21 protein-coding genes are annotated in these 20,449 nt (G+C 66.0%); 7 read left to right on the forward strand and 14 right to left on the reverse strand.

What is annotated here, in order from left to right:
- Positions 1-126: 126 nt before the first annotated feature.
- The 9 genes from IE187_RS07110 to IE187_RS07150 all read right to left on the reverse strand — a co-directional run bounded on the left by IE187_RS07110 (position 127) and on the right by IE187_RS07150 (position 6,892).
- Positions 127-588 carry an SUF system Fe-S cluster assembly protein gene (locus tag IE187_RS07110; RefSeq protein ID WP_133186815.1) on the reverse strand — a complete coding sequence of 154 codons (462 nt, stop codon included), beginning with the start codon at positions 586-588 and terminating at the stop codon, positions 127-129.
- Positions 585-1,799, reverse strand: coding sequence for an aminotransferase class V-fold PLP-dependent enzyme (locus IE187_RS07115; protein ID WP_189675682.1), 1,215 nt, complete (start codon positions 1,797-1,799; stop codon positions 585-587). The genes IE187_RS07110 and IE187_RS07115 overlap by 4 nt, the downstream gene beginning before the upstream one ends.
- A 37-nt stretch (positions 1,800-1,836) precedes the next feature.
- Positions 1,837-2,586, reverse strand: coding sequence for a SufD family Fe-S cluster assembly protein (locus tag IE187_RS07120; RefSeq protein ID WP_189675683.1), 750 nt, complete (start codon positions 2,584-2,586; stop codon positions 1,837-1,839).
- Complete coding sequence (locus IE187_RS07125; protein WP_189675684.1) at positions 2,583-2,885, reverse strand: hypothetical protein; 303 nt, start codon at positions 2,883-2,885, stop codon at positions 2,583-2,585. The genes IE187_RS07120 and IE187_RS07125 overlap by 4 nt, the downstream gene beginning before the upstream one ends.
- Before the next feature lie 68 nt (positions 2,886-2,953).
- Positions 2,954-3,697, reverse strand: a complete 744-nt coding sequence (sufC, locus tag IE187_RS07130) for a Fe-S cluster assembly ATPase SufC (RefSeq protein ID WP_189675685.1) — start codon at positions 3,695-3,697, stop codon at positions 2,954-2,956.
- The gene (locus tag IE187_RS07135) at positions 3,697-3,996 is read right to left on the reverse strand and encodes a hypothetical protein (protein WP_189675686.1); all 300 of its coding nucleotides are present in this window, start codon (positions 3,994-3,996) and stop codon (positions 3,697-3,699) included. The genes sufC and IE187_RS07135 overlap by 1 nt, the downstream gene beginning before the upstream one ends.
- Entirely contained in the window at positions 3,993-5,477 is a 1,485-nt protein-coding gene (sufB, locus tag IE187_RS07140) for a Fe-S cluster assembly protein SufB (RefSeq protein WP_189675687.1), read from the reverse strand. The genes IE187_RS07135 and sufB overlap by 4 nt, the downstream gene beginning before the upstream one ends.
- 38 nt (positions 5,478-5,515) lie before the next feature.
- A complete protein-coding gene (locus IE187_RS07145; protein WP_189675688.1) occupies positions 5,516-5,929 on the reverse strand; it encodes an SUF system Fe-S cluster assembly regulator in 414 nt (137 codons plus the stop codon).
- Positions 5,930-6,022: 93 nt separating this feature from the next.
- Positions 6,023-6,892 (reverse strand): helix-turn-helix domain-containing protein, encoded by an 870-nt coding sequence (locus IE187_RS07150; RefSeq protein ID WP_189675689.1) that lies wholly within the window; start codon positions 6,890-6,892, stop codon positions 6,023-6,025.
- A 260-nt stretch (positions 6,893-7,152) separates the two neighbouring features.
- Here IE187_RS07150 and IE187_RS07155 point away from each other — a divergent pair, with 260 nt between their 5' ends.
- The 3 genes from IE187_RS07155 (at position 7,153) to IE187_RS07165 (ending at position 11,900) form a co-directional block, all read left to right on the forward strand.
- Positions 7,153-8,199, forward strand: a complete 1,047-nt coding sequence (locus tag IE187_RS07155) for a quinone-dependent dihydroorotate dehydrogenase (RefSeq protein WP_189675690.1) — start codon at positions 7,153-7,155, stop codon at positions 8,197-8,199.
- Positions 8,200-8,297: 98 nt separating this feature from the next.
- Positions 8,298-10,058, forward strand: a complete 1,761-nt coding sequence (gene ggt, locus IE187_RS07160; RefSeq protein WP_189675691.1) for a gamma-glutamyltransferase — start codon at positions 8,298-8,300, stop codon at positions 10,056-10,058.
- Between the two features lie 57 nt (positions 10,059-10,115).
- Positions 10,116-11,900 (forward strand): AMP-dependent synthetase/ligase, encoded by a 1,785-nt coding sequence (locus IE187_RS07165; protein WP_189676213.1) that lies wholly within the window; start codon positions 10,116-10,118, stop codon positions 11,898-11,900.
- Here IE187_RS07165 and IE187_RS07170 read toward each other — a convergent pair.
- Positions 11,888-12,313, reverse strand: coding sequence for a M67 family metallopeptidase (locus IE187_RS07170; protein WP_189675692.1), 426 nt, complete (start codon positions 12,311-12,313; stop codon positions 11,888-11,890). The two genes, IE187_RS07165 and IE187_RS07170, sit on opposite strands and share 13 nt — an antisense overlap.
- A gap of 16 nt (positions 12,314-12,329) precedes the next feature.
- Here IE187_RS07170 and IE187_RS07175 point away from each other — a divergent pair, with 16 nt between their 5' ends.
- The 4 genes from IE187_RS07175 to mtgA are packed head-to-tail and all read left to right on the forward strand — an operon-like array spanning position 12,330 to position 16,367.
- On the forward strand, positions 12,330-13,280 hold the full coding sequence (locus IE187_RS07175; RefSeq protein ID WP_189675693.1) for an RluA family pseudouridine synthase: 951 nt from the start codon (positions 12,330-12,332) through the stop codon (positions 13,278-13,280).
- A 57-nt stretch (positions 13,281-13,337) separates the two neighbouring features.
- Complete coding sequence (rpoH, locus tag IE187_RS07180; protein ID WP_010186101.1) at positions 13,338-14,243, forward strand: RNA polymerase sigma factor RpoH; 906 nt, start codon at positions 13,338-13,340, stop codon at positions 14,241-14,243.
- Positions 14,244-14,247: 4 nt separating this feature from the next.
- On the forward strand, positions 14,248-15,600 hold the full coding sequence (locus IE187_RS07185) for a flavin monoamine oxidase family protein (RefSeq protein ID WP_189675694.1): 1,353 nt from the start codon (positions 14,248-14,250) through the stop codon (positions 15,598-15,600).
- A 23-nt stretch (positions 15,601-15,623) separates the two neighbouring features.
- A complete protein-coding gene (gene mtgA, locus IE187_RS07190) occupies positions 15,624-16,367 on the forward strand; it encodes a monofunctional biosynthetic peptidoglycan transglycosylase (protein ID WP_229839288.1) in 744 nt (247 codons plus the stop codon).
- 183 nt (positions 16,368-16,550) lie between these two features.
- On the opposite strand, the gene IE187_RS07195 is transcribed toward mtgA, so the two are convergent.
- The 4 genes from IE187_RS07195 to IE187_RS07210 form a co-directional block, all read right to left on the reverse strand.
- A complete protein-coding gene (locus tag IE187_RS07195) occupies positions 16,551-16,688 on the reverse strand; it encodes a hypothetical protein (protein ID WP_165954432.1) in 138 nt (45 codons plus the stop codon).
- 103 nt (positions 16,689-16,791) lie between these two features.
- On the reverse strand, positions 16,792-19,527 hold the full coding sequence (gene secA, locus IE187_RS07200) for a preprotein translocase subunit SecA (protein ID WP_189675695.1): 2,736 nt from the start codon (positions 19,525-19,527) through the stop codon (positions 16,792-16,794).
- An 85-nt stretch (positions 19,528-19,612) separates the two neighbouring features.
- Positions 19,613-19,876, reverse strand: coding sequence for a hypothetical protein (locus tag IE187_RS07205; protein WP_189675696.1), 264 nt, complete (start codon positions 19,874-19,876; stop codon positions 19,613-19,615).
- Positions 19,877-19,938: 62 nt separating this feature from the next.
- Positions 19,939-20,409 carry an energy transducer TonB gene (locus tag IE187_RS07210; RefSeq protein ID WP_189675697.1) on the reverse strand — a complete coding sequence of 157 codons (471 nt, stop codon included), beginning with the start codon at positions 20,407-20,409 and terminating at the stop codon, positions 19,939-19,941.
- Between the last annotated feature and the right edge of the window lie 40 nt (positions 20,410-20,449).

The following is a 20,449-nucleotide window of genomic DNA, read 5'->3' on the forward strand; positions in this document are numbered from 1 at the left end:
CGGCTTCTTCCTCCAAAGCCCCTCCCCTTCAGGGGAGGGGTAGGGGGTGGGAGAAGCCTCGCAGAGACCTGCGCTTTGGGACTTCCTCACCCCAGCCCCTCCCCTGAAGGGAAGGGGCTTAGTGCATTACAGCATGCCCAGTTCGAGCTTGGCATCGTCGGACATCTTGGCGGGATCCCATGCCGGGTCCCATACCAGATTGACCTCGGCCGAGCCGACCCCCGGCACCGCGCCGACGCGCAGTTCGACTTCCATCGGCATCGATTCGGCGACCGGGCAATGCGGCGTGGTCAACGTCATCGTAACAACGGCGTGGCCGGCCTCGGTCACCTCGACGCCATAGATCAGTCCGAGATCGTAGATATTGACCGGAATCTCCGGATCATAAATCTCCTTAAGCGCGTCGACGACCGCCTCGTACAGCGCTCCGCCCGGTTCGCCGGCGACATCGCCTGCGGGCTTCTGGCTAAGAAAACCCTCGAGATAGTCGCGCTTGCGCGTCCCTGCCTCGACCGCGACGTCCTCGACGCGCGCGCGCGGCGGCTGCTCGACGGCGCCGACTTCCTGAATCTCGATCCGGTCGCTCATCCGAAAATCCTCGTTACTCTTTCAATTCCGCGCACCAGCGCTTCGACGTCGGCGGCGCTATTATACACCCCGAAGCTCGCGCGCGCCGTCGCATCGACGCCGAGCGTCTCCATCAGCGGCTGCGCGCAATGATGGCCCGCGCGCACCGCCACCTTGGCTTCGTCCAAGATGGTGCCGATGTCATGCGGATGCACCCCCGCGATGCTGAAGCTGACGATTCCCGCGGAATCCTCGGGGCCGAACAAGGTCAGCGAGTTGAACTGCGACAGCGCGTCGCGTGTCAGTTTCACCAGCGCGGTCTCGTGCGCATGGATGCGCTCAAGCCCGATCCGCGTCACATAGTCGATCCCGGCGGCGAGCCCGAGCACGCCGACAATATGTGGCGTCCCCGCCTCGAAGCGGCCCGGCGGCGGCGCGTAGGTCGTACCCGCAAAGCTGACCTTGTCGATCATCGCGCCACCGCCCTGATACGGCGGCATCGCCTCGAGCAATGCTGGCTTTGCCCACAACACGCCGATTCCGGTCGGGCCGTAGAGCTTGTGGCCCGAAAAGACGTAGAAGTCGCAATCGAGCGCGGCCACATCGACCGTCATCCGCGGGACCGACTGGCAGCCGTCGAGCAGGATCTTCGCCCCGACCGAATGCGCGATGTCCGCCGCCCGGCGGCCGTCGAGCACCGATCCGAGCACGTTCGAGACATGCCCCAACGCGACGAGCTTGTGCTGCGGCGTGATCATCGCGGCCATCGCGTCGAGGTCGATGCGGTGGTCGGCGGTGAGCGGGAGCACGTCGATCTGCGCACCGATCCGCTCGGCGACCATCTGCCACGGCACGATGTTGCTGTGATGCTCGAGCTGCGAAAGCAGTATGCGATCGCCGGCCTTGAGCTGCGTTCCCGCCCAGCAGTGCGCGACGAGGTTGATCCCCTCGGTCGCGCCGCGGACGAAGACGATCTCGTTTTCGGAACCGGCGTTGAGGAACTTGGCCACCTTGCGACGCGCCGCCTCATAGGCGAGCGTCATGTCGGCCGAGCGCTGATACACGCCGCGGTGCACCGTGGCGTAATCGGTGTCATAGGCGCGCGTGATCGCGTCGATAACCTCTTGCGGCTTCTGCGCAGTGGCGGCGGTGTCGAGATACGCCCAGCCGGCCGGGATCGCCGGGAAATCGGCGACATGGTCTAGCGGGCGGGTCTGGGTCAGCACGCTCATTGCCTCCCCTCCCTGGAAGGGAGTCTGTTGCGCGCGCTCACAGCATCCGCTCCAACGCCGCCTGCGCCACCGCCTCGACGCGCTCGCGTTCGGCAACGTCCGCGATCCCCTCGAACACCGACCCGATGAACGCCCGCAGCAATATCGCCTTGGCCTGCGGCGGCGCGATCCCGCGCGACGCAAGATAGAAGAGTGCATTCGCATCGAGCTCGCCGACCGTCGCGCCATGCGCGCACTTCACGTCGTCGGCGAAAATCTCGAGCTCGGGCTTGGCGTTCGCGGTCGCGGTGCGGCTGAGCAGCATCGCCTTGACCGATTGCGACGCATCGGTCTTCTGCGCATTCCGCGCGACCGCGACCTTGCCGAGATACGACCCCGTCGCGCGTCCGCCGAGCACCGATCGCACCACTTGGTTCGAGGTGGCATTGGGCTCGATATGGTTGAGCACGGTGACGATCTCGAGCGTCTGGTCGCCGCCGCCGAGCATCGCCGCGCCAAGCTCGAAGTGCGCGCCTTCGTGGCACGTCACGTCGATCGTCACGCGGCCGAGCTGCCCGCCGACGTTGAGCACGTGGAAGGTCGCGGTCGCACCTTCGCGCAGGATGACCTGGAAATCGCGGATCGCGACGGCGTCGATCGCTGCATCCTGCACGATCACGCGGGCGATGGACTGGCCGGCGAGGACCTCGATCACTTCGGCCGCAGGCACTGGCCACACCGAGGCGACGGCTTCGAGATCGGAATACCGCCAGGATTCATCGCGGCGGGTGGGAAGAGCCAGCGTCATTGCACCGCTCCCGCCCGACGATCGGCCAACTCGCCGATCAGTTGATGGCGTTGGTCGCGCACGCACGTAGCCATCTCCCCATTGATTGCTTCGATGAGCCGCTGGCGCGTCGCCGCATCCACGCCCTTGGCGCGTGTCGCGGTATAGCGCGGCATCGCCGGAATCGCGCAGACGCGCATCGCCTCGCAAGCAACCCCATCGATCTCCGGGTCGCCGGTCGATCGGGTCACCGCGCAGACATATTTGCCCTTCTTCATCCGGACCGACGCGCGCCAATCCTGCAGCTTGCGGGCGATCACGACGATATCGGGGTCGGCGGCTGGTGGCGGCGACGGGGCGACACTTTGGAGCAGGGCCAAGGCGAAGATCACGCCGCCACCCCGGCATATCCCTCACGCTCCAGCTCCAGCGCCAGTTCCGGTCCGCCCGAGCGCACGATCCGCCCGCCGGCCAGCACATGGACGAAATCGGGCGCAACGTAATCGAGCAGGCGCTGATAGTGGGTGATCAGGATCACCGCCTTGTCGGGCTTGCGCATGATCCGGTTGATTCCGTCGCCCACGACGCGCAGCGCATCGATGTCGAGCCCGCTGTCGGTTTCATCGAGGATCGCGAGGCTGGGGTCGATGATGCCCATCTGCACCATCTCGTTGCGCTTCTTCTCGCCGCCCGAGAAGCCGACATTGACCGGACGCTTGAGCATCTCGGCGTCCATCGACAGTGCGGCGGCCTGCTCGCGCGCGAGCTTCAGGAACTCAGCGCCCGACAGCGGCTTCTCGTCGCGCCCGCGGCGTTGCGCGTTCAGAGCCTCGCGCAGGAACTGCACGTTCGACACGCCGGGGATCTCGACCGGATACTGGAAGCCGAGGAACAGGCCAGCGGCGGCGCGCTCGTGCGGCGCCATTTCGAGCAGGTCCTTCCCGTCGAACTCGACCGAGCCCGCAGTGACCTCGTAACCGGGCCGCCCGCCGAGCACATAGCCGAGCGTCGACTTGCCCGCGCCGTTCGGCCCCATGATCGCATGGACCTCGCCCGCATTGACGCTGAGCGAAAGGCCCTTGAGGATTTCCTTGCCGTCGATTTCGGCGTGGAGGTCAGTGATTTTGAGCATTAGCGTGGATACTTCTCTTCATTTCTGAGCGCGAGGCGCGTCTTGCTGGCCTCGACAACACCAAAGATTCGGCCCGGCAGTTCATATTCAAGTTCGAGCCAGCATTGGTCGCCGGTGGAGTAGAATAGGACAGTTCCAGTGGAGCCGGCCGCAATCTCGCAATGATGGCCGTTGCCGTCGGGCTCTGACCTTGCGTGTTCTAGAACCGCTACATCATCGTAACAGCGGACGAGCGTGCCATCCGCGTCAGCAAATGTGCCGTCCTGAGACCACTCCTGCTGAACGTCGGCGAGTCTCACCCCACCGATCCCTCAAGGCTGATCCCCAGCAACTTCTGCGCCTCGACCGCAAACTCCATCGGCAGCTGCTGCAGCACTTCCTTGGCGAAGCCGTTGACGATCAGCGCCACCGCCGCCTCGGAATCGAGCCCGCGCTGCATCGCGTAGAACATCTGGTCGTCGCTGATCTTCGAGGTGGTTGCCTCATGCTCGATCTGCGCCGACGGGTTGCGCACCTCGATATACGGCACGGTATGCGCCCCGCACTGGTCGCCGAGCAGCAGCGAGTCGCACTGCGTGAAGTTGCGCACGCCCTCCGCGGTCGGCGCGACGCGCACCAGCCCGCGATAGGTATTGTCCGAACGCCCGGCGGAAATCCCCTTCGACACGATCGTCGAGCGCGAGCCCTTGCCGAGATGGATCATCTTGGTGCCCGTATCAGCCTGCTGGCGATTGTTGGTCACCGCGACCGAATAGAATTCGCCGACGCTGTTCTCGCCAGCCAGCACGCACGACGGGTACTTCCAGGTGATCGCGCTGCCGGTCTCGACCTGCGTCCACGACACCTTCGAATTCTTGCCCTGACACAGCGCGCGCTTGGTGACGAAATTGTAGATCCCGCCCTTGCCGTTCTCGTCGCCGGGATACCAGTTCTGCACGGTCGAGTATTTGATCTCGGCATCGTCCAACGCGACAAGCTCGACCACCGCCGCATGCAGCTGGTTCTCGTCGCGCATCGGCGCGGTGCAGCCCTCGAGATACGAGACGTACGACCCCTTGTCGGCGACGATCAGTGTGCGTTCGAACTGGCCGGTATTCTCGGCATTGATGCGGAAATAGGTCGACAGCTCCATCGGGCAGCGCACGCCCTCGGGTATGTAGACGAAGGTCCCGTCGCTAAAGACCGCGCAGTTGAGCGTCGCGAAATAATTGTCGTGCTGCGGCACGACCTTGCCGAGCCACTTGCGGACCAGCTCGGGATATTCCTTGATCGCCTCGGAGATCGACCGGAAGATCACGCCCGCGGCCTCGAGCTCTTTGCGGAAGGTGGTCGCGACCGAGACGCTGTCGAACACCGCGTCGACCGCGACGCGGCGCTTCGGCTGGCCCTCGGCATCAAGTTCCTCGACGCCGGCGAGCATCTTCTGCTCCTCGATCGGGATACCGAGCTTCTCATAGACGCGCAGGATCTCGGGATCGACCTCGTCGAGCGAGCCGAGCTTGGGCTTCACCTTGGGCTCGGCGTAATAATAGGCGTCCTGATAGTCGATCGGGTCCATCTGGAGCTTGGCCCAGTCGGGCGCCTCCATCGTCTGCCACAGGCGGAACGCCTTGAGGCGCCAGTCGAGCATCCACGCGGGCTCGCCCTTCTTGGCGGAGATGAAGCGGACAGTGTCCTCGCTCAGGCCCTTGGGCGCGAAGTCCTGCTCGATGTCCGAATGGAAGCCCCATTCGTAGGTCTTGCTGACGGCTTCATAAGCTTCGGCGTTCTTGGTAGCCATTACATCATCCCTGCCGTCACGCGGCTCGTTAAAATCAGTCATGCCGGGATCCTCGACAGGCTCGCGAGCGAAACCCCGTCGAGCGCACCGCGAACCGCGCCGTTGACGACGCCCCAATGCGGTTTGACCCGGCAATCGCCCTCGAGCGCGCAATCGTGCCGCGCCTCGTCGACACAGGTGGTGAGCGCGATCGGTCCCTCGATCGCCTCGATGATATCGGCCAGGCTGATCGCCGCCGCCGGACGCGACAGCCGAAAACCACCGCCGGTGCCGCGCGCGCTCTCGATCAGCCCGCCCGCCGACAGCCGGCTGACGAGCTTTTGCACCGTCGGCAGCGGCAGTCCGGTCTCCACGGCAAGCATCGTCGCATTGAGCCGGCCCACGCTACCGCAATGCCGCGCGGCGGCGGACATCATCACGACGGCATAGTCGGCAAGGCTGGAAAGACGCATCGGGTCCAATCGGATGGAATTGCTCCGATTGCAAATGGGCGCACGCACGAGTCGGGTCAACCCCTGCGCCTGCCCTCCCCTGGAAAAGACGCGCTAGGTTCCGCTCACCAGGGGGCTGACGACACCGTCGAGCGCGGTGCGCTGCGCGATCGTCAATCGTGGGAGGACACCCGGATCGGCGCGGATCTGCCCGGGGGTCAGGCCGGTGAACTGCTTGATCTCGCGGATCATGTGCGACTGGTCGTAGAAACCGCGGTCGACCGCGTCGCCAATCGTCTCGGCATCGGCCGCCATCGCAACAGCGGCCCGCAAGGCACGGTACTTACGCGCGAGCAATTTGGGCGGCGCGCCGTACAGCGCGTTGCACTTGCGCTCGACCTGCCGCCGCGACAGACCGGTGGTGGCAAGCAGGTCCTCCATTTCGGGCGAGGGGCTTGCCGCCAGCCAGGCATCGACCTCACGCACGAACCCGATCGCGCCGAGCGTACAGTGGCCATCGGCACTGCGGATCAAGTCGCGGACCAATTCCTCGCCCACCGCGGCGCGCGCGGCGATGCCCTCGGTCTTGCGCAGCGCGGCGGTCGCGACCTGCAACCGCCCGAGGCCGAACAGTTTGCCCGCATCGACGACGCGGTTGACCATGGTCGAGGCATCCGCGCCGATCATCGCCGCCCAGCCGACCGCGGTCACGCCCATCCCGAAGAGCGCGATCGGTCCCTCGGCATGGACATGGACCGCGCCGCTGGTCGGGCCGATCACATGGATGTCGCTCGAGTCCTGCTCGGTCCCGTCGGCAAAGCGATAGCGGGCGCCGCCGGCCGACAGGCGAAAGCGAATCTGCGCGTTGTCGGCGCGCTCGACATCATCGAACACGGCGACGGCGGCGGAAAAATCATAAAATAGCGTTACATAGTCGGCCAGATCCGCTGCCGGAACGGCATAGTCTAGCCGAACGTTCTCCACGATTGCGGACCCCTCTGTTCTTGGGAACAGAGCGTATCGCGTTCGTCGAACAAAGAAAAGTGGGCCGGTCAGCAAACTGACCGGCCCAAGGGAGGAAGCTCCAATTTGGGGCTTCCCGGGTCGCACTTTCTCATACCGTGATTCGCCGTCGTCAGTATTGGACAGAGTCGCCGGACTTCCCGTCAAACGGCGTGACACAGAGGTCTGCCCGAGCGCGGGAGCGCTTTGACGCAGCCGCCCTGCGCTGTCATCACTCCGCCATGCTGTTCCCCCTGCTCCGCCCCGCTCTCTTCGCGCTCGATGCCGAACGCGCGCACGAGATGACGCTCAAGCTTCTTGCGACGGTGAGCCGCACCGGCGTCGCGCGGAGCGAAGGGCCGGCCTGCCTGCGCACCAACGTCGCCGGGCTCGATTTCGCCAACCCGCTCGGGCTCGCCGCCGGCGTCGACAAGAATGGCAGCGCGATCGACGGGTTCTTCGCGCTGGGCTTCGGCAGCGTCGAGATCGGGACGCTGACCCCGCTGCCGCAAGCGGGCAACCCCAAGCCGCGGTTGTTCCGGCTGGTCGAGGACGCAGCGGTGATCAACCGGATGGGCTTCAACAATGGCGGGATCGCCGCGGCACTGCCGCGTGCGGTCGCGGCGAAGCGGCGCGGCGTGCTCGGCATCAACGTCGGCGCGAACAAGGACGCACCTGACCGCGTCGCCGATTATGCGCACGGCGTCGCCGCTGCCGCGCGCGTCGCCGATTATGTCACGGTCAATATCAGCTCGCCCAACACGCCGGGCCTGCGCGACTTGCAGCACGGCAACGAACTGCTCGACGTGCTCGCCGCCGCCGACGAGGCGCGCCGCGCACCGGTCGAGCGGCCGCGGCTGTTCCTCAAGGTCGCACCCGATCTCGACCCGTCGGCAATCGACTTCATCGCGCGCGCCGCGGCGGCGCACCATGTCGATGCGCTGATCGTCAGCAACACGACGATCTCGCGCCCCGCGCTGCGATCGGCGCATGCCGGCGAAACCGGCGGCCTGTCGGGCGCGCCGCTGGCAAGCCTCGCCCGCCAGCGGCTCGCCAATTTCCGCAGCGCGACCGGCGGGACGATGCCGCTCGTCTCGGCCGGCGGGATCGACAGCGCCGACGAAGCCTATGCGCGGATCTGCGCGGGTGCGAGCCTCGTCCAGCTGTACTCGGCATTGGTTTTCCACGGTCCAGGGCTCGCGCACCGGATTCTCCGCGGGCTCGCAAAAAACCTTGCGCGCGACGGTTTTGCCAGCGTTGCCGAGGCGGTCGGCACGCGAGCCGCCTGAGCCTCCGCGCCGGCCAAGGACGCGGAGAGGATATGAGAAGCGCAAGCTTGGCTCGATCGCGTTCTTGCCTGCACGGTACAGCGCGCTAGGGTCGCGTCATGACCAGACCGCTTGTTGCTTACTTGCTCCTGCTGATCGCGCCCGCCGCTGCGGAAGCCCGGCGCCCGGCTCCGCCGCCACGGCCAGCGCATAGCCCTGCGCTCGGAATGGTCAGCGCCGCCGACCCGCGCGCGGCCGCCGCCGGGGCCGAGATCCTGCGCCAGGGTGGCAGCGCGACCGACGCCGCGATCGCGACGATGCTCGCCCTCAATGTCGTCGAGCCGCAGAATAGCGGGATCGGCGGGGGCAGCTTCATGCTCCACCACGACGCCGCGACCAACGCCGTCGCCGGGTTCGACGGGCGCGAGACCGCGCCCGCGGCAGCCGACCCGAAATGGTTTTACGGCGCAGACGGCAAGCCGCTCCCGTTCATGGCGGCCCTGCCGGGCGGGCGCAGCGTCGGCGTGCCCGGCAACCTGCGGATGATGGCGCTCGCGCACCAGCGCTACGGCAAGCTGCCCTGGGCGACGCTGTTCGGCCCGGCGATCAAGCTCGCGCAGGAAGGCTTCGCGGTCACCCCGCGGCTGCATAATGGGCTCGCCAATTTCGGGGGGCACATCGATCCTTGGGCGCGGTCGCACTTCCTTGCGGCAGACGGCACGCCACTCCCCGTCGGCACGCTGCTCAAGAGCCCCGAACAGGCCGCTTTGTTCACCGCGATCGCCAAGCACGGCGCCGACTATTTCTACACAGGCGCGGTCGCGCAGAAGATCGTCACCGCGGTCAACACCGCCGCGCGCAACCCGTCGAAGATGACGCTCGCCGATCTTGCGGGCTACCGCGCCAAGGAACGCCCGCCGGTCTGCACGATGTACCGCGTCTACAAGGTATGTGGCATGGGCCCGCCCTCGTCGGGTGGGATCGCGGTGCTGATGATCCTCAAGCAGCTCGAACGCTTCGACCTGCCCAAGCTCGGCAGGAATTCGCCCGTCGCCTGGCATCTCTTCGCCGAGTCCGAGCGGTTGGCCTATGCCGACCGCGATCTCTATCTCGGTGATCCCGACCATGTCACCGTGCCGATCAAGGGCCTGCTCGATCCGGCCTATCTCGCCAAGCGCTCGGCGCTGATCTCGCCCGAGCACAGCATGACGAGCATCGCCGCCGGCACCCCGCCCGGCGCACCGCAGCGCACACTCGCCCCCAACGCCGATGTTCCCGGCACGAGCGACCTCGTCGCGGTCGACAAGCAGGGTAACGTCGCCGAGGTCACCACGACGATCGAAAGCTATTTCGGGTCGGGCGTGTCGGTCGACGGCGTGATGCTCAACAACGAGCTCACCGATTTCGATTTCGCGCCCGTCAAGGACGGCTATCTCGTCGCCAACCGTGTCGAAGGCGGCAAGCGCCCGCGCAGCTCGATGGCGCCGACGATCGTCTATGGCCCGGACGGCAAGGTCCGCATCGCGATCGGCGCGGCGGGCGGATCGACGATCATCGCGCAGGTCGCCAAGGCCCTGGTCGGCGTGCTCGACTGGAAGCTCAGCGCGCAGGATGCGATCGCGATGGGCTTGCTTTACGCGCCCAAGCTCGACGCCGTTGCCGAAAAGGGCACGCAGCTCGATGCGATGGTGCCCGCCCTGCAAGCGCTCGGCGAGCATATCCAAATCGCGCCATTGGGGCTAAAAGCCAATGCGATCGAGCGCGTCAACGGCGTCTGGGTCGGCGCCGCCGATCCGCGCAGCGAGGGCGTCGCAGTCCGCGAGGACGGCCAGACCACACAGATCGTCCGCGCCGGCGCAACGCCGCGTCCGGCCGAATAACCGTTATTCCGCAGCCGAACACGGCGCGTCCTCCCCGGGAGAGAGAGTATGTCAGACATCCGCCGCCTCGAACATTTCCCCAATCTCGTCGCGATGTTCCTCACGCGCGCTGCTGAAAAGGGCGACGCGCCGTTCCTGTGGCACAAAGCAGGCGGCCGCTGGGTGTCGCGCAGCTGGAGCGAGACCGCGCACCAGGTCGCGAGCATGGCGGCGGCGCTCAAAGCGATCGGGCTGGTGCCCGGCGACCGCGTGATGCTGATCAGCGAGAATCGTCCCGAATTCTGCATCGCCGATCTCGCGATCATGGCGGCGGGCTGCATCACCGTGCCGACCTACACCACCAACACCGAGCGCGATCACATCCACATCCTCGAGAATTCGGGCGCCAAGGCGGTGATCGTCTCGACCGCGAAGCTCGCCAAGACGGTGCTCCCCGCCGCCATCCGCGCGAGCACCGCGCAGATCGTGATCGGGATCGAGGATCTGCGCGCGTACCAGTCGGGCGCGCTCGAATTCCACCAGTGGGACGCGCTGCTCGCCACCTATGCGGCCGCGCCGTCGACCATCGCCGCGACCGCAACGCGCGCCGATACCGCCTGCCTGATCTACACCAGCGGCACCGGCGGATCCCCGCGCGGCGTGATGCAGCATCACGGCGCAATCCTCCACAACGTCCAGGGCTGCTGCACGATCATCTCGGAGGATTTCGGCTGGGACGACGAGATCTTCCTGTCATTCCTCCCGCTCAGCCACGCCTATGAACATACCGGCGGGCAATATTTCCCGATCGGTCTCGGCGCGCAGATCTATTACAGCGAGGGCCTCGACAAGCTCGCCACCAATATCGAGGAGGTCCGCCCGACGATGATGATCGTCGTGCCGCGGCTGTTCGAACTGCTCCGCACGCGCATCACCAAGGCGGTCGAAAAGCAAGGCAAGCTCTCGAGCTATTTGCTCGGCCGTGCACAGGCGCTCGGCAGCAAGAAGGCGGCGGGCAAAGCGGGCCTGCTCGACAAGCCGATCGACTTCCTGCTCGGCGCGACGTTGCGCCCCAAGATCCAGCAGCGCTTCGGCGGTCGCATCAAGGCGATGGTATCGGGCGGCGCGCCGCTCACGCCCGAGGTCGGCACCTTTTTCGAAGCGGTCGGGATCACCGTCCTGCAAGGCTATGGCCAGACCGAGACCGCGCCGGTGATCTCGTGCAACCGCCCCAAGGCCGGGCTGAAGATGGACACCGTCGGCCCGCCGATGCCCGATACCGAAGTGCGTATCGCCGACGATGGCGAAATCCTCGTGCGCGGCGAGCTCGTGATGCACGGCTATTGGCGCAACCCCGCCGAGACCGCGCGCGTGCTGCAGAACGGCTGGCTCCACACTGGCGACATCGGCGTGATCGACGCGCAGGGCCGCATCCAGATCACCGATCGCAAGAAGGACATCATCGTCAACGACAAGGGCGAGAATGTCGCACCGCAAAAGGTCGAGGGGATGCTGACGCTCCAGCCCGAGATCGCGCAGGCGATGCTGTTCGGCGACCGGCGGCCTTACATGGTCGCCGTCATCGTTCCCGATGCCGAGTGGACGCAGCAATGGTGCGCGCGCGAGGGCAGCGCCTGCAACTTCGCGCGGCTGGCCGAGAATAGCGCGTATCGCACCGCGCTCGGCCAGGCGGTCGAGCGGGTCAACGCCGATCTGGCGGTGACCGAGCGGATCCGCCGCTTCGTCCTCGCCGACGAGCCCTTCGCGATAGAGAACGAGCAGATGACGCCGAGCCTCAAGATCCGGCGGCATGTGTTGAAGGCGGTCTACGGCCCGCGGCTCGAGGCGCTCTACAAGGCCTGAGCGGACGCTCGGTCGGCCTTATCGACCGCCACATAGTCGACCGGCACGAACGCGCCCGCGGACGGCGTCCGCCACAGCCGTGCGTCGCTCGCCGTCACGATCAGCCACAATGCACCGTCGCCCATTGCCCCCTCGGCATCGCGCGCCGAGGGGGTCGGGGTCCCCGACGGATGCGAATGGTAATGCCCGACGACCGCGGGGCCGCCCTGCCGCGCCGCACGGTGCGCCGCGAACAGTGCAGCGGGATCGATCTCGAAATGCCGCCTCGGATCGGGCGCGACGTTTGGACAGGGTCGCGCACTGTCGATCGTCTCGGCGGTGCCGAACAATAGCCCGCAAATCTCGCGCGTCGGCGATAATCGCGCATCGTTTAGCAGTCTCGCCACGAGAGTGCTTGAAATTTCCATCGCCATTCCCAGATTCTAGAGCATGAACCGGGGGGTCGTCACCATCGAAGCGCGCGTGTCCGAAAAGGCGTTAGGCCTCCGGCTCGACCGCGCGCTTGCCGACGCGCTGCCAGAGGTTTCGCGCGAGCGACTCAAGGCGCTGATCGCCGGCGGCGCGGTCACCGATCCGCGCGGCGTGGTGGTGAGCGATCCGTCGAGCAAGGCGGTCGCCGGCGGCCTGTATGTTGTGTCCGTTCCCGAGGCGACGCCATCGACCAACCAAGCGCAGGACATCGCGCTCAACGTCGTCTTCGAGGACGAGCATCTGATCGTGATCGACAAGCAGGCCGGGCTCGTCGTCCACCCCGCGGCGGGCAATGCCGACGGGACGCTCGTCAACGCGCTGCTCCACCACTGCGCAGGCAATCTGTCGGGGATCGGCGGAGTCGCGCGCCCGGGAATCGTCCACCGAATCGACAAGGACACGTCGGGGCTGATGGTCGCTGCCAAGACCGATCGCGCGCACGAAGGCCTCGCTCGCCAGTTCCACGACCATTCGATCGACCGCCGCTACAAGGCGATGGTGTCGGGCCGCCCTACCCCCACCGCGGGCTCGGTCGACGCCCCGCTCGCGCGCTCGCCATCGAACCGCAAGAAAATAGCGATCGTCCCCGGCGGAAAACGCGCCGTCACCCACTATACTACTCTTGAGCGGTTGAACGGGGGTGCGTTGGTGGAATGTCGACTGGAAACGGGGCGCACGCATCAAGTCCGTGTGCACATGGCCTCGCTCGGCCATCCCTTGATCGGCGACCCGGTTTACGGCAGAACAAAGCAAGCCCATAAGGCACTTCTGGAAACCCTGGGTTTCCGACGTCAGGCGTTGCACGCCGCCCGTCTCGGGTTCATTCATCCGGTGAATAGTAACGCTTTGGCGTTTGACAGCGAAATGCCTGGCGACATGCAGGAACTGTTCACTGCACTCTTGGTATAGCATTCGGCCTGGCGTCCGCGTTTCACGGCACCCGACCTATTAAAGGGAGACACGATCATGGCAGCCCGCAGCAACGTCCCCGCGACGATCCCCGCCCTCGGTGGCGAAGCGAGCCTCAATCGCTATCTTTCCGAGATCAAGAAATTCCCGATCCTCGCGCCCGAGCAGGAATACATGCTCGCCAAACGCTTCGAGGAACATGGCGACACCGACGCCGCGGCGCAGCTCGTGACGTCGCATCTCCGCCTCGTGGCGAAGATCGCGATGGGCTATCGCGGCTATGGCCTGCCGGTGAGCGAGCTGATCTCCGAGGGCAATATCGGCCTGATGCAGGGCGTGAAGAAGTTCGAGGCCGATCGCGGCTTCCGCCTCGCGACCTATGCGATGTGGTGGATCCGCGCCTCGATCCAGGAATTCATCCTGCGCTCGTGGAGCCTCGTGAAAATGGGCACCACTGCCGCGCAGAAGAAGCTGTTCTTCAACCTGCGCCGGATGAAGTCCAAGCTCGACGCGTTCGAGGACGGCGATCTCAGCCCCGAGCATCTCGCCAAGATCGCCAAGGACCTTGGCGTGACCGAGGCCGAGGTGACGAGCATGAACCGCCGCATGGCGATGGGCGGCGACACGTCGCTCAACGTGCCGATGCGCGAGGATGGCGATGGCCAGTGGCAGGATTGGTTGCAGGACGATGCGCCGCTGCAGGATACTGTCGTCGCCGAAGCGCAGGAGGCCGACGTCCGCCACTCGATGCTGACCGCCGCGATGGAGGATCTCAACGAGCGTGAGCAATTCATCCTCACCGAGCGCCGCCTGACCGACGAGCCCAAGACGCTCGAGGAGCTGTCGCAAGTATACGGCGTCTCGCGCGAACGCGTCCGCCAGATCGAAGTGCGCGCGTTCGAGAAGCTGCAGAAGGCGATGATGCGGATTGCCGGCGACCAGCGGATGCTCGTCGCGGCGTAAGCGCATGGCCGGCGCCGATGTCATTATCGTCGGTGCCGGTGCCGCTGGCATCGCCGCCGGGCGCGCGCTGCACGATGCCGGGCTCGACGTGCTGCTGCTCGAGGCGGGGGACCGCATGGGTGGTCGGGCGCATAGCGTAGCGCTTCCCCTCCCACGCGATACCGCACCCCGGCGAAGGCCGGGGCCCAGTAGCGAAGGCGGACATAGTCAGCGTCTGCCCCAGCCGAAGACCGACAGCACGACTGGACCCCGGCCTTCGCCGGGGAACATCACCGTCGATTATGGCTGTGGCTGGCTCCACTCCGCCCGGCGCAACCCGTGGACGAGGCTTGCCGAGCAATACGGGCTAAGCGTCGATCGCAGCCCTTCCAACTGGGGCAAACAATGGCGCGACCTTGGTTTCCCGCGCGCCGAGCAAGCTGCCTATCGCACCGCCTGGGATCGCTGGGAAACCACTGCGCACGCCGCGCTGAGCGGCCCCGATCGCCCGCTCAGCGATTTCATCGCCTCCGACGCCCCCTGGCGCCCGATGATCGATGCGATCTCAGGCTATGCCAATGGCGCGCCGCTGGCCGAAGTCTCGCTCCATGACTGGGCGGCGTATGAGGATGCGGCGACTGACGACAATTGGGCGGTCGAGCAAGGCTATGGCACGCTCGTCGCGCGTCACGCGCAGGACTTGCCACGACAACTCCAGACCGTGGTCACGCGTATCGACCATCGCGGCACTACCATCCGCGTCGAAACCGACCGCGGCACGCTCGAGACACGCCATGTCATCGTCGCGGTGCCCACCACCGTACTCGCGCGCGAAGCAATCCGCTTCGATCCCCCGCTCCCCGCAAAGCACGCCGCCGCCGCCGACCTGCCGCTCGGGCTCGCCGACAAGATCTTCCTCCACGTCGCCGACGCCGATCTGCCGCGCAACGGCCATCTGATCGGCGATCCGCACAGCGCCTGCACCGCAAGCTACCGCCTCGCGCCTTTCGGTACGCCGCTGATCGAAGGCTTCCTCGGCGGTGACTGCGCCGAGATGCTCGAGGACACGGACGACCGCGCTGCCGCGGACTTCGCGATCGGCGAACTTGTCGCGCTGCTCGGCGGCGACTGGCGCGCCAAATTGACCCCGCTCGGCCGCACCCGCTGGCGGCACGCACCGCATATCCACGGGAGTTATTCGCACGCGCGGGTCGGTGCCGCAGGCCAACGTGCGGTGCTCGCCGCCCCGGTCGACGATCGCCTGTTCTTTGCTGGCGAGGCCTGTTCGCGTCACGATTTCTCGACCGCGCACGGCGCCTATGCGACCGGCCTCGCCGCTGCTGCAGCCGTGCTTGCCGCACGTGGTGGACAGCGCTGACCGCCGCGCCCTAAGACGCGGAGATGAGCGACACCAGGCCATCCCGCGCGCCCCTCTCCAACCGGACCAGAACGCCGCGCCGCCGCGGCTGGATCGGTTGGGCGATCGGCTGGATCGTCAAACTGGTGGTCGCCTTCCTGCTGATCTCGGTGCTGATGGTGGTGGTGTACCGCTTCGTCCCGCCGCCGATAACGCTGACGATGATCGGCGATGCGCTCGGCGGGCACGGTATCGACAAGAGTTGGCGCCCGCTGTCGGACATCGACCGCAACATGCCGCGTGCCGCCATTGCGGGTGAGGATTCGCGGTTCTGCGCGCATCACGGCTTCGATTTCACCGCGATCGAGACCGCGATGGCGCGCAACGCGCGCGGCGGACGCATCCGCGGCGGATCGACGATCAGCCAGCAGACCGCCAAGAACGTCTTCCTGATCCAGGGCGGCGGCTATCCGCGCAAAGCGCTCGAAGCCTATTTCACGCTGCTGATCGAGACGATCTGGGGGAAGCGGCGGATCATGGAGGTCTATCTCAACGTCGCCGAGACGGGGATCGGCACCTACGGCGTCGATGCCGCGGCGCATCGCTATTTCGGGCATGACGCGTCGCGACTGTCGGCCGACGAAGCCGGGCGGATTGCAGCGGTCCTACCCTTGCCCAAGAAACGCGCGGCGGTTGCGCCACGCGGCTTTACGCGACGGCATGGAAACACGATCGCCCGGCGCGTGAACGTGGTGCGGAGCGACGGATTGGACGGGTGCCTTCGCTAAGGCCTGTCACCCAAACCCGTCCGTGCGGACATCGTCTAAGGTGGACTCGCCGACACTTCTGCCCTGCTCTTCAGGTGCAAGCCCATTTTCCGGCCCAAGAGACGGGAACGATCTGGTGTCTGCGCTTATCCAGTCGAAGCGCGTCGATCGCGCGTGAACCCAGGCTGCTCGACGAATGTCGCTCTAGCCGCGGTTTACGAGATACACCGCAGCAACGACGATCGCGATGAGCATGATCATCCCGGTCACGATCACCGCAGCGCCACCGCCCTTGCGCTCGATCGTGTCGACGCTCGGCACATCGGAAAATTCGTCGCTCATGCTCGTCGCCCTGTTCTGCCAAACCTGAACCACGGCGACACGGGTTCGTTCCCGCGCGCGAGAGCGGCAACATTCCGCCATGCCCGCGCGCGCCGGATCGCGTTCAGACCGCGCCGTGGCAGTGCTTGTACTTGCGCCCCGAGCCGCACGGGCACGGCGCGTTGCGGCTGACGGTGCTCTCCCACTGCGCCGGGTCCTGCCCGATCTCGCTGCCATCGGGCTGCGGGATCGACAGCGGCGCGAGCCGCGTCGTGATGTGGCCCGACGACGCGCCGTCCTGGTCGTAGGTATCGTCCTCGCCGGTGAACGGGTCGAAATGCTGCGTGATGAAATCGGGCAGCGTCGGCAGTTCGGGCGCCTGTTCGAGCTGGAACTGCGCGAACGCGATCGTCCGCGTCACGTCCTCACGGATGTTGGCGAGCATCCGCTCGAACAGCGAGAACGCCTCCTGCTTATACTCGTTGATCGGCGTCTTCTGCGCGTATGCGCGGAGATGGACGACCTGGCGGAGCGCGTCGAGCGTCGCGAGATGCTCCTTCCAGTGATGGTCGAGATTCTGCAGCAGGATCGACTTCTCGACGCGCACCCAGGTGTCGGGATCGAGCGATGCGGCCTTTTCGGCGATCATCTCTTCGGCCATCGTCTGGACGCGGCTCTCGATGATCTCGGGGTCGATCGCCTCTTCCTCGAGCCATGCCTCGATCTGCGGGTCGAGGTTGAGCGTCTCGGCGAGCTGCGCCTTCATCCCCTCAATGTTCCACTGCTCGGGGTAGGTGCCCGGAGGGCAGGCGCCGCCGACGATCGTGTTGACCGTCTCGGCGCGCATGTCCTCGACCACGTCGCCGACGGTGTCGGCATCCATGATGTCGGCGCGCTGCTCGTAGATCACCTTGCGCTGGTCGTTCATCACGTCGTCATATTCGACGACCTGCTTGCGGATGTCGTAGTTGCGCGCCTCGACCTTCTTCTGCGCGGTCTCGATCGCCTTCGACAGCCACTTGCTGCCGATCGCCTCGCCGTCGCCGATATTGTTGCGCATCATCTTGGCGAACAGCGTGTCCGGCCCAAAGATGCGCAGCAGGTCGTCGTCGAGGCTGAGATAGAAGCGCGACAGGCCCGGATCGCCCTGACGGCCCGAACGACCACGCAGCTGATTGTCGATACGGCGGCTTTCGTGACGCTCGGTGCCGAGCACGAACAGCCCGCCCGCCGCGAGCACCGCGGCCTTCTCGGCAGCGATCTGCTCCTTGATCTTCTCGATCGCCGCCTCGCGCTCCGGCCCCTCGGGCATCTCGGACAGCTCGTCATTGACGAGGAATTCGAGATTGCCGCCGAGCTGAATGTCGGTGCCGCGGCCCGCCATGTTGGTCGCGATCGTCACCGCGCCCGCGCGGCCGGCCTGCGCGACGATGTGCGCCTCGCGCTCATGCTGGCGCGCGTTCAGGACTGCGTGCTCGACGCCTTCCTTGACGAGGAAGTCGCTGAGCAGCTCGGACTTCTCGATCGACACCGTGCCGACCAGTACCGGCTGGCCGAGATCGGCGTGATATTTGATCTTCTTGGCGATCGCGGCGAACTTGTCGGCGGTGTCCTTGTAGAATTCGTCTTCCTCGTCGACGCGCTTGACGCCGACATTGGTCGGGATCGTCACCACGTTCATCTTGTAGATGTCGTAGAACTCGGCCGCCTCGGTCGCTGCAGTGCCGGTCATGCCTGCAAGCTTCGGGTACATCCGGAAATAGTTCTGGAAGGTGATCGAGGCCATCGTCTGGTTCTCGGGCTCGATGTCGACGCCTTCCTTGGCCTCGACCGCCTGGTGCAGGCCGTCCGACCAACGGCGCCCGTCCATCATGCGGCCGGTGAACTCGTCGATGATGATGACCTTGCCGTCCTTGACGATGTAATCGGTGTCGGCCTTGAACATCATGTTGGCGCGTAGCGCCTGGTTGAGGTGGTGGACCACCTGCGTGTTCTCGAAATCGTAAAGGTTCGCGCCCTCGAGCAGCCCGGCATTCTCAAGCATCCGCTCGACCTTCTCGGTGCCGTCCTCGGTGAGGATGATCGACTTCTGCTTCTCGTCCTTCTCGTAATCCTCAGCGGCGAGCTCCTTCACCACCAGATCGACCGAGCGGTACAGGTCGGACTTGTCGTCGGTCGGGCCCGAGATGATCAGCGGCGTACGCGCCTCGTCGATCAGCACCGAATCGACCTCGTCGACGATTGCCATCGCGAACGGCCGCTGGACCATCGATTCGCGATCGTACTTCATGTTGTCACGCAGGTAATCGAAGCCGAACTCGTTGTTCGTGCCGTAGGTGATGTCGGCGGCGTAGGCGGCGTGGCGCTGCTCGTCCGACAGGTTGGGCACGATCACGCCGACCGTCAGCCCGAGGAAATTGTAGACCTGCGCCATCCAGCCGGCATCGCGTGCTGCCAGATAGTCGTTGACGGTGATGACGTGGACGCCCTTGCCCGGCAGCGCGTTGAGATAGGTCGCGAGCGTCGCGACGAGCGTCTTGCCCTCGCCGGTGCGCATCTCGGCGATCTCGCCGCGGTGGAGCACGATGCCGCCGATCATCTGCACATCGTAATGCCGCTGGCCGAGCGCGCGCTTGGCGGCTTCGCGCACCGTCGCGAACGCCTCGGGGAGCAAGTCGTCGAGCTTCTCGTCGGCGGCGAGCCGCTCGCGGAAGCGGACCGTCTGCGCCGACAAATCCTCATCGGACATCGCCGAAATGACGGGCTCGAAATCATTGATCTTGGTGACGATCGCACCGAGCGATTTGACGTAGCGGTCGTTGGACGAACCGAAGAGCGTTTTGGCAAGGCCACCAAACATGGGGAATTCCTGTACGATAGAACGCGCGCGCCGCGGCTGCGCAGAATAGGATGGAGAGCTGGCAAGCGCGGTCAGCGCCGCCGGATCAAGCGCGTGGGCGATCCAGATACAGCCGCGGTGCGGCCGACAGCGGGGCGGGCAGCGAATCGACAACCGCAAAGCTGTCGGTGAGCCCGAACGCGCCGAGAAGATGCCGATGGCCGATCACGAACGGGGCGACCGCGACCGCGAGACGCTGCGTCTGCGCGGCGGCCAGCGGGCATTGCGCGCTGATCTCGACCGGTCGCACGCCACTCACCACGCCGGTCAGCGCGGTCAGAAGGGCAGAGAGAAGCAGGAGAAACGGCATGGGTCCGCGCGATCTAGGGACTAACCGCGCGCACGTCCAGCGGATCGCGCCTCCATCGCCGATCAGGACGGAAGGCGCCAGACGACATTGCGGTGCCAGGTCGCGGCAATCGGCGTGCCGTTCGCATCGCGCGCCGGGGCGAAGCGGGCACGGCTGCGGAGCGCCCGGCACGCGGCCTGGTCGAGCGACTCATGGCCGCTGCTCTCGCCGATGCGGCACGCGACCACGCTGCCCGTGGCGGCAATTTGGAGATCGACTCCTACCTTGCCCTGCTCGTTGCGGTGGAGCGCTGCGACAGGATAATCATCGGCGGTGATCCAACGCGCTGGATTTCCAACCGGAACCGGACCCTGCGGATCGGAGGCTTCCAAGTGCGCGGGCGACGCTGCGCGCCTGGTCGAATGCGCGGACTGCCTTGCCTGGACGCGCGACAGATCGGCGAGCGAATCGTCGGTCGAATCGCGTACCGATGCGATCGCGATGCTCAGCACCAGGATCCCAGCAACCCCCAGCACGCCGCAGACTGCGATCATCCAAGTTTCGTGGCGTTTCGCCCCCTCCGGCATCGCGCCC

Origin of the sequence: Sphingomonas glacialis (genome assembly GCF_014653575.1) — a bacterium.
In the GTDB taxonomy this organism is placed as follows: domain Bacteria; phylum Pseudomonadota; class Alphaproteobacteria; order Sphingomonadales; family Sphingomonadaceae; genus Sphingomonas; species Sphingomonas glacialis.